Source organism: Erwinia amylovora (assembly GCF_017161565.1).
Classification (GTDB): domain Bacteria; phylum Pseudomonadota; class Gammaproteobacteria; order Enterobacterales; family Enterobacteriaceae; genus Erwinia; species Erwinia amylovora.
On record NZ_CP066796.1, the window covers coordinates 2,981,664 to 2,998,618 of the forward strand.

A 16,955-nucleotide genomic window follows, 5' to 3' on the forward strand; every position below is an offset into this window, starting at 1 on the left:
CTCGTTATCTCGCAATAATTAGAAATACTGCCGTCAGAATATGCTACTGACAGGATAGTATTTTAACACAAAGAGCGGAGCAACCCAATTTCAGGACATTCTTAATCTGCCTGCTTACGCAAGAAGGCCGGAATATCCAGATAGTCTGGCTCTTTGTTTGGTTGTGTACCCGGCTCGTTGACCACTTTCGCAGCAGGTTTCTGTTCCTGCGGCAGCGGGGACATGCCGTGCTGCTGGTAACGATGATCCATCACCGGCTGAGCAGGCTGTTTGTTGGTGACCAGGGTGATTTCCGGGCGTTTATCCATGCCGATACCGGTGGCAACGACGGTCACGCGCAGCTCATCGTTCATCTCTGGGTCCAGAGAGGTACCGATCACCACGGTCGCATTGTCCGAGGCGAATGCACGGATGGTGTTACCCACGGTTTCAAACTCATCCAGACGCAGATCGAAACCGGCGGTGATGTTAACCAGCACACCACGCGCACCGGAGAGATCGATATCTTCCAGTAACGGGCTGGAGATAGCCATTTCAGCCGCCTCTTCCGCACGGTCCTCACCACAGGCCACGCCAGAACCCATCATGGCGTAGCCCATTTCGGACATCACGGTGCGCACGTCGGCGAAGTCAACGTTCATCAGGCCCGGACGGGTAATCAGTTCAGCGATACCCTGCACGGCGCCTTTCAGCACATCGTTAGCGGCACCGAATGCGTCCAGCAAAGAAATTCCGCGGCCCAGCACTTTCAGCAGCTTGTCGTTAGGAATGGTGATCAGGGAATCAACATGCTTGGACAGCTCGGCGATACCCTGTTCAGCAAAGGCCATGCGTTTTTTGCCTTCGAAGTTGAACGGTTTAGTGACCACCGCAACGGTCAGAATACCCAGATCTTTTGCCACTTCCGCGACGACCGGCGCAGCACCGGTACCGGTACCGCCGCCCATACCTGCGGCGATAAACACCATGTCTGCACCTTCCAGCGCCTGACGCAATGCTTCACGGTCTTCTTCTGCCGAGTTGCGGCCGACTTCCGGGTTGGCGCCCGCGCCGAGGCCTTTAGTGATGCCGTTACCGATCTGAATGGTCTGTCCCACAGCCGTTTTGCGCAACGCCTGAGCATCGGTGTTTACCGCGAAGAACTCAACACCTTCGATACGTTCACGCACCATATGCTCTACAGCGTTACCGCCGCCGCCACCGACGCCGATGACTTTAATCACCGCGTCATTGGTTAGTTCCATTGGTTCAAACATAATTTCTCTCCGTTATGTGCCGTTCGCCTGGAGATCACTAAGTGCATATAGCATGATCCCCTTTGGTAAAAATTAAAACTCTTTTCTCAGCCAGCTGTTGATTTTCTTGAACCAGTTACCGACTGAGGCTCTTTTTTCTATATCGGCTTCGCCATTAAGGTGAGATTCTTTGCCGTAATGCAGTAAGCCAACCGCCGTTGAGTAATACGGCTCCTGCGCATAATCCGTTAATCCGGTAATGTTCAGCGGCTGCCCGATACGCACCTGGGTATGGAATACGCGCTGGGCGCACGCCGCCAGTCCTTCAATTTGCGCCGCGCCGCCGGTCAGAACGATACCGGCGGCAAGGTGGTGTTTAACGCCCTGCTGGCGCAGCTGTTCCTGCAATTGCAGGATCTCATCGTTGACCAGGTTAAGCAGCTCGGCGTAGCGCGGTTCAATGACTTCCGCCAGCGTCTGGCGCTGCAGGCTGCGCGGAGGCCGGCCGCCCACGCTGGGCACTTCGACATTTTCGTCTTTACCGACGATAGAGCCAAGCGCACAGCCATGACGCACTTTGATCGCTTCCGCGTCAGTAGGTGGCGTACCAAAAGCATAGGCTATATCGCTGGTTACGACGTTACCCGCATACGGGATCACCTTGCTATGGCGCAATGCGCCGCCGGTATAAACGGCAATATCCATCGTCCCTCCGCCGACATCCACCACGCAGACGCCCAGCTCGCGCTCATCTTCCGTCAATACTGCAAAGCTAGATGCCAGACCGGCAAAAATCAATTGATCCACCTTGAGACCACAGCGCTCTACCGCTTTGACGATGTTCTTCGCCATGTCGTTATGACAGGTGATCAGGTGGACTTTCGCCTGCATACGCACGCCGGATAAGCCGACCGGGTTTTTAATGCCTTCCTGGTAATCGATCGCATATTCCTGCGGGATCACATGAAGGATGCGGTGTTCATCGCGCACACGGACGGATTTAGCCGTATGTACCACATTTTCCACATCTTCCTGGGTTACTTCTTCTTCGGAAATAGGAACCATCCCTATTTCGTTCTGGCAACTGATATGTTTACCGGATAATGCAAGGTAAACTGAGGAAATCTGGCAGTCCGCCATCAGTTCTGCCTGGTCGATGGCGCGCTGCACGCATTTCACCACCGATTCCAGATCGTTGACGCCGCCTTTGTCCATACCGCGCGACGGGCAGCTGCCCGCCCCGATGATATTGACCATGCCATCAGGCAGCACTTCTCCTACCAGGGCGGCAACTTTAGCCGTACCTATCTCGAGTCCAACTACCAGTTTTCTGTCCGTCGACTTGATCATTGTTGTTTAACCTGTGCCTGATTCTGTTGCTGATTATCGTCAGCGGCCGCCACGGGAGCCGTCTTCCACCCTACTGCCGCGCCAGAGTCGTAACGCAGGTCTACATAGGTAACACGTTTATTCTCCGCCTGCGCCTGCTGTTGCAGGGTTGGGAATAAGGCGATAAAGCGCTGCAGCCGCTTCATATCGTCGTTACGCCCTAACTCCAGACGGATATCGTCCTCTAACACCAGCTGCCATGAACGCCGTGCGGTCATGGATGCCGCTTTCACTTTCAGTTTGCTGACGGCCAGCGCATCGCTCATCTGACGAAAGCCAGCCAGCACCTCTGACTCACTCCCCTCTGGCCCATATAACATCGGCATGCTCTCCTTGCCGATATGACTGGTGGGAACGCTGAATGATTTACCGTCCGCATCAACCAGATGCACATCGTTCCAACGCGCAACCGGAACATACTCAACCAGATGGATTTTCAATTCGTCCGGCCACTGCTTGCGTACGCTAACCTGCTGGATCCACGACAGGCGCTCGATCTGCTGCTGGATAATATTGACATCCTGCGCCATAAATGTGCCCGGCTCGCCAAGCGATAAAATGGCCTGACGAATATCATCATTAGTGGTGAAGTGCTTCTGCCCGGTGACCACCAGCCTCGACAGCGGCAGCCGTGAGGCATCGTTCATCCACTTCAGTACCACCAACCCGCCCGCCAGCATCACGCCTATCACCATCAGCAGAAAGACGATCCCGGCAAGCCGTGAGCCGTTGCTGCGCCCGGTGCGCGCTTTTTCCTGCGCTTCACGCTGACGAACATTCAGAGCTGCCTGAGACATATCAGTCGGCCAGTTCCAGAATGCGTGCTACCAGCTGCGAAAAACTCATACCGGCCTGTTTTGCCGCCATCGGCACCAGGCTGTGGCTGGTCATCCCCGGGGAGGTGTTAACCTCCAGCAGGTAAAAACGCCCGTCGCCCCCCATCATCACATCTACGCGGCCCCAGCCGCTGCAACCGAGCGCATTCCATGCCGAAATGGTCAGTTCGCGTAATTCCGCTTCCTGATCGGCGCTCAGTCCTGACGGGCAGAAATATTGAGTCTCGTCAGAAAAGTATTTAGCATCGTAGTCATAGAATTCACTGGCGGTCTGAATACGGATGGAGGGCAGAATGTCTGTGCCCAGTACGCCCACGGTGTACTCCGGGCCGCTAAGAAACGCTTCTACCAGCACTTCGTGGTCAAAACGGAACGCCTCTTCCAGCGCAGCCTGTAACTCTGACGCCTGATTCACGCGTGAAATACCGACGCTGGAGCCTTCACGGCTGGGTTTGACGAACAGCGGTAACCCCAGCGCGTCGATACTGGCCATCACCTGTGCATCCAATCCGGCATCCATCTGTGCACGGGTCAGCGCCACAAAGGGCGATACCGGCAGCCCACAGCCCTGCCACAAATATTTGCTGCGCAGTTTGTCCATGGTGATCGCCGAGGCCATCACGCCGCTGCCGGTATAAGGGATGTTCAGAAACTCCAGTACGCCCTGTAAGGTGCCATCTTCACCACCGCGCCCGTGCAGCGCGATGAAAGCTTTTTCGAAGCCCTCTTCTTTCAGGCGCGTCACCGGAAAATCACGAATGTCTACCGGATATGCATCAATGCCTGCTTCCTGCAGCCCTTTCAGGACCGCAGTGCCGGACAACAGCGAAACATCACGCTCTGCGGAGGTTCCACCCAGCAATACCGCTACTTTCTCAGCCATGATGATCCTCACTGTGGGTCTTTAACTGTAATTTAACCTCTGCCAGGGTGCGGGCAATACGTCCGACGTTTCCGGCACCCTGAACCAAAATCAGATCGTTGCCGGTTAACTTAGGCAACAGCATTTCCAGCACCGCATCGTGGTCGGAGACCAGAATCGGATCCACCTTGCCGCGACCGCGGATGGTGCGGCACAGCGCACGGCTGTCCGCGCCCGCTATCGGTGACTCACCGGCAGAATAGACATCCAGCATCAGCAGCACGTCTACCTGCGACAGCACGTTAGCGAAATCGTCATACAGATCGCGCGTACGGGTATAGCGGTGCGGCTGGAAAATCATCACCAGATTTTTATCTGGCCAGCCAGCCCGCGCCGCCTTAATGGTGACGTCCACTTCCGTTGGATGATGGCCATAATCGTCAACCAGCATCGCCGTACCGGCGCTGCCGTTCACTGGCGCCAGCGGATATTCGCCGAGAAAGTCAAAGCGCCGTCCGGTGCCCTGGAAGCTCTCCAACGCGTTGAGAATGTCTTCATCTTCGATATTCTCTTCGGTGGCCACCGCCACCGCTGCGGCGGCATTCAGCGCGTTATGACGTCCCGGCGCGTTGAGCGTGACCTGCATCAGCGGCTTGTCATGGCGCACCAGGGTAAAGTGCCCCTGCGCCCCCAGCTGCTGGTAGTTCTCAACGCGCACGTCGGCGTCGTCGCTGAAGCCGTAGGTGGTGATCTGGCGTCCCACACGTGGGATCAGATCGCGGATCACCGCATCATCAACACAGAGTACCGCACGACCGTAAAACGGCAGATTGTGCAAAAAGTTAATAAAGGTTTGCTTTAAATTTTCGAAGTCGCCGTGGTAGGTATCCATATGATCGGCTTCGATATTAGTGACAATCGCCACCATCGGCTGCAGATGGAGGAACGACGCATCGCTCTCATCCGCCTCCGCTATCAGATAACGGCTGCTTCCCAGGCGCGCATGGGTTCCCGCCGCTTTCACCAGCCCGCCATTGACGAAGGTGGGATCGAGGCCCCCTTCGGCGTAAATGCTCGACACCATCGCGGTGGTGGTGGTTTTGCCATGCGTACCGGCCACGGCAATACCATGACGGAAGCGCATCAGTTCAGCCAGCATCTCGGCACGGCGGATCACCGGAATACGCGCTTCACGCGCGGCAACCACTTCCGGGTTGTCCTGTGAGACGGCGGTTGATACCACCACCACGCTGGCATCGCTGACGTTTTCCGGGCGATGATTAAAATAAATCGTGGCGCCCAGCGCGCTCAGATGCCGGGTTACGGCGTTAGGAGCCAGGTCGGAACCGCTGATCTCATAACCTTCATTGGCTAACACTTCGGCAATACCGCCCATGCCGGCACCACCGATGCCAACGAAATGGATGTGCCGGACGCGACGCATCTCGGGCACGATAGAACGCAGTTTTGCCAGTTGTTGTGGATTCATCTCTTCTGCCTGCCGGTGTGATATCACACCTTTTGTTCCGGGGCGGGCTTATCTGCCCCACGTAAAGTATCTTTAGCGCGCCGCCTTGCAAACTTCAGCAGCAACGCGCGCTGTCGCATCCGGGATGGCCACCGCCCGCGCTTTTTCAGCCATCGCCAGCAGCGTGGGCCGATCCCAGCCAGTCAGCGTCGCAGCGACCGCCTCGGCGGTAAACTGCGGCTGTTCGTATATCACCGCGGCGCCGGCCTGCTGCAGCGGCAAAGCATTCCAGTACTGTTGGCGATCCTTATGCTGGAATGGCACAAAAATCGCCGGCAGCCCGGCGGCGGCTACCTCGCTGACGGTCAGCGCACCCGATCGGCACAGCACCACATCAGCCCAGGCGTAGGCGCTTGCCATATCGTCGATGAACTCCGACACCCGATGTTGCGTCTGGTTCACCTTAATATAGAGCTGATTCACCTCGTCCAGCGCCCCCTTACCGACCTGATGCCACAGGCTGATGCTGTCGCCGAGCTTAGCCGCCACCTGGGGCGCCACCTGATTCAGCACGCGTGCGCCCTGGCTACCGCCGATGACCAGTACCCTGGTCGGGCCTTCACGCCCGCTTAAGCGTTCGCGCGGTAACGGTAACGCCAGCACGTCAGTACGCACCGGATTGCCGACAACGTCCGCATCGACAAATGCCCCCGGAAACGCCTGCATCACTTTCGTGGCAATTTTTGCCAGCCATTTGTTGGTTAATCCGGCAATGCCGTTTTGTTCATGCAGCACCACCGGAATACCGCAGCTCCACGCGGCCAGGCCGCCCGGGCCGGAAACGTAGCCGCCCATGCCGAGCACCACGTCCGGCTTCCAGGCCTTCATAATGGCCCGCGCCTGACGCCAGGCGTTAAAAATACGCAGCGGGGCGGCCAGTAACGCTTTGATGCCTTTGCCGCGCAGCCCGCTGATGCGGATAAATTCAATGTCGATGCCGTGTTTCGGCACTAAATCCGCTTCCATCCGGTCAGCGGTACCAAGCCAGCGCACCTGCCAGCCTTGCGCCATCAGATGGCGTGCTACCGCCAGCCCGGGGAAAACGTGCCCGCCGGTTCCGCCAGCCATCACCATCAGTCGCTTTCCACTCATCGACTACCCTCGCGTAAACGCCTGGGCTTTTGCCAGACGCGTTTCATAATCTATGCGTAACAAAAATACGATGGCGGTCGACATAATAATCAGACTCGACCCCCCGTAGCTGATCAGCGGCAACGTCAGCCCTTTGGTCGGTAACATGCCCGCTGCGGCTCCTACGTTGACCAGTGCCTGGAAGCTAAACCAGACGCCAATAGAACAGGCAAGAAACCCGGAAAAACGCTGATTGAGTTCCAGTGCGCGTCGGCCAATGGACATCGCGCGAAAAGCGACGAAGAATACCATTAACAACGCTAAAACCACACCGATATAACCCAGCTCCTCGCCGATAATCGAGAAGATAAAATCAGTATGGGCTTCGGGCAGATACTCCAGCTTTTGCACCGAGTTGCCCAGCCCCTGGCCCCATAATTCACCACGCCCGAAAGCCATCAGCGACTGGGTCAACTGGTAACCACTGCCAAACGGATCTTCCCACGGGTTCCAGAATGAGGTCACGCGGCGCATACGATAAGGTTCAGCCACAATCAGCAGGCAAACGGCGAAAATACCGGAGCCGATAATCGCCAGGAACTGCCATAACTTGGCCCCGGCGAGGAACAGCATGGCCAGCGTGGTGACAAACAGCACCACCACCGTTCCCAGATCCGGCTGTGCCAGCAGCAGTACCGCCAGCACCACCATCACGCCCATCGGCTTGCAGAAACCCCAGAAGTTGTTGCGCACTTCTTCAACTTTGCGCACCAGATAGCTGGCGAGATAGCAGAACAGTGACAGCTTGGACAGCTCCGCGGGCTGGATGCGCAGCGGGCCGAGCGCGATCCAGCGCGATGCCCCGTTAACCGAACTGCCCACCACCAGCACCACCAGCAGCATCACCACCGTCGCCAGCAGCATGATATTGCTGTAGCGCTGCCAAAAATCCATTGGAATGCGCAGCGTGACCAGCGCCATCCCCAGCGCCAACAGCAGGTAGAACGCATCGCGCTTGGCAAAATAGAACGGATCGGCGGACAAACGCTGGCCGACCGGCATCGATGCCGATGTCACCATGACAAAACCAATAATCGCCAAACCGAACGTCAGCCACAGCAGCGTACGGTCATACAGCACCATTGAGCTGGTATCACTTTCGCGCGAACCCATGACCCAGGATCTCAGGCGATCTGAAAGACCGCCGGCAAGGCTGATGCCTGGTATACGCATCAGTTAACCTCCCGCGCCAGTTGGGCAAACTGATCGCCGCGCTGCTCGAAGTTTTTAAACTGGTCAAGGCTGGCACAGGCTGGCGATAACAGTACCATGTCGCCCGGCTGCACCCGCGTGGCAATCTGCCGCACCGCTGCGGCCATCGTTTCTGTCTGTACCGCGATCTCCGGGCGCAATGCCGCCAGTTCAGCACCATCACGACCGAAACAGTAAATTCGGATGCGGTCGCCCTGCAGATATCGGGTAAGAGGACTGAAATCAGCCGACTTGCCGTCACCGCCCAGCAGCAGCCATAAAATGCCAGCGGGATGCAAACCATTCAGCGCCGCTTCGGTGCTGCCGACGTTAGTGGCTTTGGAATCGTTGATCCAGCGCACGCCGTTATGTTCATGAACCAGCTGGAAGCGATGCGCTAAGCCCTTAAAGGTGGTTAGTGCTGTCAGGCTGGAAGCTCGCGGCAGGCCAACCGCATCTGCCAGCGCCAGCGCGGCCAGCGCATTGGTGTAGTTGTGCTGCCCGACCAGGTGCATCTCGTCGGTATTCAGGACTTTTTCGCCCTGCACGCGCAGCCAGGTACTGCCCTGCTGGCGCGTGAGATGATAATCGCCGACGTCGGCACCAAAACTGAGACAGCGCGCATCCGCACCGCGCACCGGTATGGTCATCGCATCATCGGCATTGACCACGCAGACCGTGGCGTTTTCATAAATGCGCAGCTTGGCCGCACGATATTGCTGCATGCCAAGCGGGTAGCGATCCATATGATCCTCAGTCACGTTGAGGATGGTCGCCGCCGCCGCATGCAGACTGCGGGTGGTTTCCAGCTGAAAGCTCGACAGCTCCAGCACATAAAGCTGCGCGGGCTGTTGTAACAGCGTTAGCACGGGCAGGCCGATATTGCCGCCCACGCCAACCTGCCAGCCCGCGGCTTGTGCCATCTCGCCAACTAAAGTTGTCACGGTGCTTTTGCCGTTGGAACCGGTGATTGCCACAATCGGTGCCTGCGCTTCACGACAAAACAGCTCAACATCACCGATGATTTCCACCCCGGCGATCGCCGCAGCCATCAGCGAAGGATGCGCCAGCGCCACACCGGGGCTGGCAACGATCAGATCGGCATCCAGCAGCCATTTGTCGTTGAACGACCCCAACCAGCATTCAACGTTTTTCGGCAGCTTTTCCAGCCCCGGCGGCACGACACGGGTATCTATCATGCGTGGCACAACGCCGCGCGCGATAAAGAAATCAATACAGGACAGGCCGGTCAGCCCCAGCCCGATAATGACCACTTTTTTACCCTGATAGTCAGCCATAGTTATCGTACCTTCAGCGTTGCCAGGCCAATCAGCACCAGCATCAGCGAAATAATCCAGAAGCGGACGATGACGCGCGGCTCCGGCCAGCCCTTCAATTCATAATGATGGTGAATAGGAGCCATACGGAAAATACGCTGGCCGCGTAGTTTGAAGGAACCCACCTGCAGGATCACCGACAGTGTTTCTACCACAAACACCCCGCCCATGATCACCAGCAGAAACTCCTGGCGCAGCAGCACGGCGATGGTACCCAGCGCGCCGCCCAGCGCCAGTGAGCCGACGTCACCCATAAAGACCTGGGCTGGATAGGTGTTGAACCACAGGAAGCCTAAACCGGCACCGACAATTGCGGTGCAGACAATCACCAGTTCACCGGCATGACGCAGATAGGGGATATGCAGATATTCGGCAAACTTCACGTTACCTGTAGCCCAGGCCACCAGCGCGAATCCCGCGGCGACAAACACCGTTGGCATAATGGCCAGGCCATCAAGACCGTCGGTCAGATTCACCGCATTGCTGGTGCCAACAATGACAAAGTAGGCCAGCAGCAGATACAGCAAGCCAAGTTGCGGCATCACGTCTTTTAAGAACGGCACCACCAGCTCGGTAGCCGGCGTACCTTTGCCAATCATGTACATGGCGAAAGCGACAACCAGCGCAATCGCCGACTGCCAGAAGTACTTCCAGCGCGCAATCAACCCTTTGGTATCTTTGCGTACCACTTTACGGTAGTCATCAACAAAGCCAACGATGCCGTAACCCACCAGCACAAACAGCACGCACCAGACGTACGGGTTTGAGGGATAGGCCCACAGCAGCACTGAAACGGTGATCGAGGTCAGGATCATGATCCCCCCCATCGTTGGCGTACCGCGCTTGCTGAAGTGCGACTCCGGGCCGTCGTTACGCACCACCTGACCAAAGGACATCTCTTGCAGTCGGGCAATCATACGCGGCCCCATCCACAGAGAGATAAACAGTGCGGTCAGCAGGCTGACAATGGCGCGAAACGTCAAATACGAAAAGACGTTAAAGCCGGAATAAAAAGTGACCAGATGCTCGGCCAGCCAGACTAACATGCGCCTTTCTCCTGTAAAATTTGCACTACCTGTTCCATTGAGGCACTGCGTGAACCCTTAACTAACAAGGTGATATGTTGATGTTGTGCCAGTAGCTCAAGTGCCCGCACGCCGAGCGCCGCTTTATCAGCGAAGTGCTCACCCACGCCGCTGGCATCGGAAATTCCGTGGCTGAGTGAACCGGTGCTTAATACTTTATCGATGCCGGCATGGCGAATGGCGTTGCCCACCTGGCGGTGGCATTCGGCGGCTTCTGCCCCCATTTCCGCCATATCACCGACGATCATCACGCGGTAGCCGGGCATCCCGGCCAGCACCTGCGCGGCGGCGGTCATGGAACCGACGTTGGCGTTATAGCTGTCGTCCAGCAGCAGTTTGTCCGCACTGAGCGCCAGCGGGAACAGACGCCCCGGCACTGCTTTCAGCGTACTTAGCCCCTGACGCACCGCACTGAGCGGCGCACCCACCGAAAGCGCCAGCGCGCTGGCCGCCAGTGCATTGGCGATGTTATGTCGCCCCGGCAGCGGCAGGATGACATCCACGTCACCCAGCGGGGAATGCAGGGTAAAATGCGTTCCCTGCGCGCTGATAGTGACGTTGGCGGCATAAAAGTCGCTGTCAGCCTGCTCCGGTGAGAAGCGCCAGACGGTTTTAGCGTGCAGCGCCTGCTGCCAGTGCGGCCAGTCGTTGCTGTCGCTGTTGATAATCGCCGTGCCATTGAGCGGCAAGCCGCTAAAAATCTCGCCCTTCGCTTTCGCCACGCCTGCCAGAGAACCGAAGCCTTCCAGATGCGCCGCGGCAAGGTTATTGACCAATGCGCTTTCCGGGCGCACCAGCCCGCTGGTGTAAGCAATTTCTCCCTGGTGGTTAGCCCCCAGTTCAATCACCGCATAGCGATGTTCAGGCTTCAGGCGCAACAGCGTCAGCGGCACGCCAATATCGTTGTTGAAATTGCCTGTGGTATAAAGCGTCTCGCCGCACTCACGCAGAATGGCAGCGGTCATCTCTTTTACCGAGGTTTTGCCGGAAGAACCGGTGAGCGCAACGATTCGGGCATTGGACTGCTGGCGCACCCATGCCGCCAGTTGACCCAGCGCAATCCGCGTATCGGCGACCACCACCTGAGGTAACTCTACTGGTAAGCGCTTACTTACTAACAGAGCTGAACAGCCGGCGGTGATGGCATCAGCGACAAAGTCATGGGCATCAAAACGCTCGCCCTTCAGGGCGATAAACAGGCTTCCCTCCGCCGCTTTACGCGTATCGGTGGTCACATCCGCAATCGCCCTGTCATCGCCGTGCAGGGTACCGCCGGTTAGCTGTGCAACCTGCTGTAACGTCACGGAGATCATGCCAGTACCCCCAGCAGACGTGCGACCGTATCCCGGTCTGAGTAATCGAAACGCTGATGACCGATAATCTGGTAATCTTCATGGCCTTTCCCGGCAACCAGCACAATATCGCCCTGCTGCGCCTGCATCACGGTGTTAGTGACCGCTTGCGCACGCCCAGGGATCACCCGGGCGCGCCCGGCATCAAGCAGGCCGCTCAGTATGTCGCCGACAATCGCCGCCGGCTCTTCACCGCGCGGATTGTCGTTGGTGATCACCACCACATCAGCAAACTGCTCGGCAATCGCTCCCATCAGCGGGCGTTTGCCTTTATCGCGGTCTCCTCCGCAGCCAAACAGACACCACAGCCGCCCTTTACAGTGCAGGCGTGCCGCCGCCAACGCTTTTTCCAGCGCATCGGGAGTATGGGCATAATCCACCACCACCGTCGGCTTGCCCGGTGCGCTGAAAACTTCCATACGCCCGATAACAGGCTGCAGCTGGCTGGCGGTTGCCGTTAATGCAGACAGCGGATAATCCAGAGACAGCAGCGTTGCCAACGCCACCAGCAGATTGCTGACGTTGAACGCCCCCATCAGGCGGCTGTCAATATGGCCGTCCCCCAGCTGGAGGCAAACTGCACCCCGGCACCGCGGTCGTGGTAATCCACCTTTGTCGCTTTCAGCCAGCGGCCATGACAGCCCGGCTGGAGATTATTTTCCATGGTCACGGCCACCGCGTCCGGCAGTTTTTGCAGCCAGCGGCGTCCGACTTCATCGTCGGCATTAATGATGGCCTGCCCGACCTGATGTTCGGTAAACAGCAGCCACTTGGCGGATTCATAACGCGCCATATCACCGTGATAGTCGAGGTGATCGCGGCTGAGATTGGTAAAAGCCGCCGCCGCAAACGGCAGCGCAGCTACGCGGTGCTGTACCAAACCGTGCGAAGAGATTTCCATCGCCGCCAGGCTGGCGCCTTTGTCCACCAGCGATGCCAGCACATGCTGCACGTCCACCGCAGAACCGGTGGTGTTTTCCGCCGGGGCCAGCTGACCGTACAGGCCGTTGCCGACCGTGCCCATCACCGCGCCGGTTTCACCCAGCAGCTGCGCCCACTGCGCCAACAGTTGGGTAGTGGTTGTTTTGCCATTGGTGCCGGTGACGCCAATCAGCTTAAGCTTCGCGCCTGGCTGTTGATGGAAGCGCCCGGCAAGCGCCGACAGGCGTTGAGAAAGCTGCGCCAGATAAATCACCGGGACGCCGTGCATCTCGACGATCTGGCCGTCATTAGCGGCGCCTTCCGCTTCGGCAATCACCGCCGCAACGCCCTGAGCAATCGCCTGGGGAATAAAACGCCGCCCGTCTGCCGCGTGGCCCTTAATCGCCACAAACAGATCGCCCGACGCCGCCGTGCGGCTGTCCAGCGTCATTTCGCGCAGTGCGCGCTCCGGTGCGCCAGGCACCCACGGAGCCAGTAAGTCACGCAGGTTACGATCTGTCACTGAGTCCCTCATTCTTGTTAGTTACCATCTCGTTCTTGTCCGAAGTGGGTAACGCATCCGGTTCAATGTTCATGGTGCGCAATACGCCGCCCATGATGGCACCAAACACCGGCGCGGATACCGCTCCGCCGTAATATTTGCCCGACTGAGGATCGTTTATCACCACCACCAGCGCAAAACGCGGTTTGCTGGCCGGGGCAACGCCGGCGGTATAAGCAATGTAACGGTTAACGAATTTGCCGTCTGGCCCCACCTTCTTGGCGGTACCGGTTTTGATCGCAATACGATAGCCTTTAATGGCAGCTTTGACGCCGCCGCCGCCGGGCAAGGCAACGCTTTCCATCATGTGCAGCACCGTGCGTACCAGCGGTTCAGGGAAGACGCGCTGCCCCGCTACCGGCGGGTCAACTTTGGTAATCGACAGCGGGCGATAAATGCCATAGCTGCCCATTGTCGCATAGACTCGCGCCAGCTGTAGCGGCGTAACCATCAGCCCATAGCCGAAAGAGAAGGTGGCTCTTTCAATGTCTGCCCAGCGTTGTTTTTGCGGGTACAGGCCGCTGCTTTCTCCCACTAACCCTAAATTGGTCGCTTTACCTAAGCCAAAACGCGTGTAGGTATCCACCAACGCGTTGGAAGGCATCGCTAACGCCAGACGCGACACGCCAACGTTGGACGATTTCTGTAGCACCCCGGTCAGGGTCAGTTCGTTATACCGCGCCACGTCTCTGATTTCGTGGCCGTTAATCCGGAAAGGAACGGTATTCAGTACGCTACTTTCATGGACGACGCCGCGCTGGAGAGCGGTCATGACCACCATTGGCTTCACCGTTGAGCCGGGCTCAAACATGTCGGTAATGGCGCGGTTACGCATCACGTCTTTGGTGGTCCCGCTCAGATTATTTGGGTTGTAGGCCGGGCTGTTGGCCATCGCCAGCACTTCACCGGTATTAATATCCAGCAGCACCGCCGTGCCTGATTCCGCCTTATTAAAAGCGACCGCATTATTGAGTTCGCGGTACACCTGCGCCTGCAGGCGTTCATCAATACTTAACGCCAGGTTGTGTGCCGCCCGGCTGTCCACCGAAGAAATATCTTCAATCACGCGACCGAAACGGTCTTTTCGCACCGTACGTTCGCCAGGCTGCCCGGTCAGCCATTTATCGAAGCTTTTCTCAACGCCTTCAATGCCCTGCCCGTCAATGTTGGTAAAGCCGATCAGATGAGACGTGACCTGCCCGGCGGGATAATAGCGGCGTGATTCCTCGCGCAGAAAGATGCCCGGCAGTTTCAACTTCTTGATGTAGTCACCAATTGCCGGGTTGACCTGGCGCGCCAGATAGACGAAGCGACCGTTGGGATTGGCGTTGACCCGCGCCGCCAGCTGGTCGAGCGGGATCGAGAGCGCGTCTGACAGCGCTTTCCAGCGGCTGTCTGGCGTAATCCCGCCCTTGTCGTGCAGCTCTTTCGGATCGGCCCAGATGGCATTCACCGGCACGCTGACCGCCAGCGGGCGGCCCGCGCGATCGCTGATCATACCGCGCGATGTGGGGATCGCCTGCACGCGCAGTGAACGCATGTCGCCTTCACGCACCAGCCGGTCAGGATTGATCACCTGTAAATACGCTACCCGCAGCAGCAAGCCGACCAGTGCGAGAAAAATGCAGCCACACAGCAACGCAAAACGCCAGCTGACAAAGCTGGCCTGATCTTCCATGCGTTTCGCTTTCTGCTTCGGCGTTTTTTTTGCGGTTCTCATCCAGTCCGTATGTCCTTAGTTGTGAACCACAATATTTTCCTGCGAAGGATCAACATGCTGCATCTGTATTTTCTCCGTGGCGATACGCTCAACCCGGCTGTGATCGCCGAGGGCATTCTCTTCAAGGATCAGGTTGCGCCATTCAATATCCAGCGCATCGCGTTCCAGCACCAGCTGCTCGCGCTGGGCGGTGAGCAACCGCGTTTTATGCGCGGTAGTCACAACAAACAGGGCAGAAATCAGCACCGCGATGAACAGAACAACGGGGATCTTGCCATGGCGTATCAGGTCTCCGCCGATTACCCCCGGTAAGCTATGACGTTCGTTGCCGATCATCAGGCGGTACGCTCTGCGATGCGCAGCACGGAACTGCGCGCGCGCGGGTTATCAGCGACTTCGCTTTCGCCAGGCATCATTTTCCCCAGCGCTTTGAGCTGACGCCCACCCAGACTACTGAGCTGCGCTTCCGTCATCGGCAAACCGTGTGGAACCTGCGGTCCGCGGCTTTGCTCGCGCATAAAACGCTTCACGATACGATCTTCCAAGGAATGGAAACTGATGATGGACAGGCGGCCGCCAGCCGCCAGCGCGCTAAGCGCCCCTTTCAGCGCCTGTTCAATCTCTTCCAGCTCGCTGTTAACCCAGATGCGAATCGCCTGGAAGCTGCGCGTTGCCGGATGTTTGAATTTGTCTTTGACCGGGGTGGCGGCGTAGATCACATCAGCCAGTTCTTTGGTACGCGTCATCGGCTGCTGGCGATTGCGCTCTACGATGGCGCGCGCAATGCGCCTGGCAAAACGTTCTTCACCGAAGGTCTTCAGCACAAAAGTGATATCGCTCTCTTCCGCTTTCAGCAGCCATTCCGCCGCCGATTGGCCGCGCGTAGGATCCATACGCATATCCAGCGGTCCGTCACGCATAAAGGAAAAGCCGCGTTCGGCGTCATCCAGCTGCGGGGAAGAAACGCCAAGATCCAGCAGAATGCCGTCAATTTTACCCGTCAGCCCGCGTTGTTCGGCGTATTCTGCCAACGCGGAAAACGGGCCATGAATAATGGTGAAACGCGGGTCGGTAATGTCAGCGGCAGCAGCAATGGCCTGGGGATCGCGGTCAATGGCGTACAGACGACCGTGCTCGCCAAGCTGAGAAAGGATCAGGCGCGAATGCCCCCCGCGCCCAAAGGTGCCATCAATGTAGATGCCGTCAGGCTTGATATTGAGAGCGTTTACCGCCTCGTCTAACAACACCGTGGTATGTTTATAAGTATCCTGCATAGTTATAATGACAAATCCTGTAACCGCTCAGACAGCGGCTGCTGAGAAGACTGTTCCGCGTCTATATCTTCCTTGACTTGTTGATACCAGGTCTGTTCATCCCACAGTTCAAATTTATTAAACTGCCCAACCAGCATCACTTCTTTGCTCAGGCTCGCATGTTGACGCAGCGTACTCGCCAGCAGTATGCGACCTGCATTATCCATCTGGCATTCACTGGCATGCCCCAACAGCAGTCGTTGTACACGGCGCTCGGCAGGGTTCATGCTGGACAGGCGAGACAGCTTTTGTTCAATGATTTCCCATTCCGGGAGGGGATAAAGCAGCAGGCAAGGTTGATGCAGGTCAATGGTGCACACCATTTGCCCCTGAGATCCCTCGATCAGCATGTCGCGATAGCGCGTTGGCACGGCAAGCCGGCCTTTACCGTCGAGATTGACTAACGTTGCCCCACGGAACATGCCAGCCTCACTCATCATCCACCCGATTTCACCACTTTACTCCACATTTTCCCACAAAAGAGTGTACGGAG

The 16,955-nt window shown here is 57.5% G+C and carries 14 protein-coding genes and 1 pseudogene; all 15 read right to left on the reverse strand.

Annotated features, from left to right (window positions below):
* Positions 1-101: 101 nt before the first annotated feature.
* On the reverse strand, positions 102-1,256 hold the full coding sequence (ftsZ, locus tag JGC47_RS13665; protein WP_004159708.1) for a cell division protein FtsZ: 1,155 nt from the start codon (positions 1,254-1,256) through the stop codon (positions 102-104).
* 72 nt (positions 1,257-1,328) lie between these two features.
* Positions 1,329-2,585, reverse strand: a complete 1,257-nt coding sequence (gene ftsA / locus JGC47_RS13670; protein ID WP_004159709.1) for a cell division protein FtsA — start codon at positions 2,583-2,585, stop codon at positions 1,329-1,331.
* Positions 2,582-3,421 (reverse strand): cell division protein FtsQ, encoded by an 840-nt coding sequence (gene ftsQ, locus JGC47_RS13675; RefSeq protein ID WP_004159710.1) that lies wholly within the window; start codon positions 3,419-3,421, stop codon positions 2,582-2,584. Before ftsQ ends, ftsA begins: the two co-directional genes overlap by 4 nt.
* A gap of 1 nt (position 3,422) precedes the next feature.
* On the reverse strand, positions 3,423-4,343 hold the full coding sequence (locus tag JGC47_RS13680) for a D-alanine--D-alanine ligase (protein ID WP_004159711.1): 921 nt from the start codon (positions 4,341-4,343) through the stop codon (positions 3,423-3,425).
* Entirely contained in the window at positions 4,336-5,811 is a 1,476-nt protein-coding gene (gene murC / locus JGC47_RS13685) for a UDP-N-acetylmuramate--L-alanine ligase (protein WP_004159712.1), read from the reverse strand. The genes JGC47_RS13680 and murC overlap by 8 nt, the downstream gene beginning before the upstream one ends.
* Positions 5,812-5,883: 72 nt before the next feature.
* On the reverse strand, positions 5,884-6,942 hold the full coding sequence (murG, locus tag JGC47_RS13690) for an undecaprenyldiphospho-muramoylpentapeptide beta-N-acetylglucosaminyltransferase (protein ID WP_004159713.1): 1,059 nt from the start codon (positions 6,940-6,942) through the stop codon (positions 5,884-5,886).
* 3 nt (positions 6,943-6,945) lie between these two features.
* Positions 6,946-8,154: a cell division protein FtsW gene (gene ftsW, locus JGC47_RS13695; protein WP_004159714.1), complete on the reverse strand. Its 1,209-nt coding sequence runs from the start codon at positions 8,152-8,154 to the stop codon at positions 6,946-6,948.
* Positions 8,154-9,470, reverse strand: a complete 1,317-nt coding sequence (murD, locus tag JGC47_RS13700) for a UDP-N-acetylmuramoyl-L-alanine--D-glutamate ligase (RefSeq protein ID WP_004159715.1) — start codon at positions 9,468-9,470, stop codon at positions 8,154-8,156. Before murD ends, ftsW begins: the two co-directional genes overlap by 1 nt.
* A gap of 2 nt (positions 9,471-9,472) precedes the next feature.
* Positions 9,473-10,555, reverse strand: coding sequence for a phospho-N-acetylmuramoyl-pentapeptide-transferase (mraY, locus tag JGC47_RS13705; RefSeq protein ID WP_004159716.1), 1,083 nt, complete (start codon positions 10,553-10,555; stop codon positions 9,473-9,475).
* On the reverse strand, positions 10,549-11,907 hold the full coding sequence (gene murF / locus JGC47_RS13710) for a UDP-N-acetylmuramoyl-tripeptide--D-alanyl-D-alanine ligase (RefSeq protein ID WP_004159717.1): 1,359 nt from the start codon (positions 11,905-11,907) through the stop codon (positions 10,549-10,551). Before murF ends, mraY begins: the two co-directional genes overlap by 7 nt.
* Positions 11,904-13,390 (reverse strand): annotated as a pseudogene (gene murE, locus JGC47_RS13715) (UDP-N-acetylmuramoyl-L-alanyl-D-glutamate--2,6-diaminopimelate ligase). The gene murF and the pseudogene murE overlap by 4 nt, the downstream one beginning before the upstream one ends.
* Entirely contained in the window at positions 13,377-15,149 is a 1,773-nt protein-coding gene (locus tag JGC47_RS13720; RefSeq protein ID WP_004159720.1) for a peptidoglycan glycosyltransferase FtsI, read from the reverse strand. The pseudogene murE and the gene JGC47_RS13720 overlap by 14 nt, the downstream one beginning before the upstream one ends.
* A 15-nt stretch (positions 15,150-15,164) precedes the next feature.
* Positions 15,165-15,485, reverse strand: coding sequence for a cell division protein FtsL (ftsL, locus tag JGC47_RS13725; protein ID WP_004159721.1), 321 nt, complete (start codon positions 15,483-15,485; stop codon positions 15,165-15,167).
* On the reverse strand, positions 15,485-16,423 hold the full coding sequence (gene rsmH, locus JGC47_RS13730; protein ID WP_004159722.1) for a 16S rRNA (cytosine(1402)-N(4))-methyltransferase RsmH: 939 nt from the start codon (positions 16,421-16,423) through the stop codon (positions 15,485-15,487). The genes ftsL and rsmH overlap by 1 nt, the downstream gene beginning before the upstream one ends.
* Positions 16,424-16,425: 2 nt before the next feature.
* Complete coding sequence (gene mraZ, locus JGC47_RS13735) at positions 16,426-16,884, reverse strand: division/cell wall cluster transcriptional repressor MraZ (RefSeq protein ID WP_013035865.1); 459 nt, start codon at positions 16,882-16,884, stop codon at positions 16,426-16,428.
* Between the last annotated feature and the right edge of the window lie 71 nt (positions 16,885-16,955).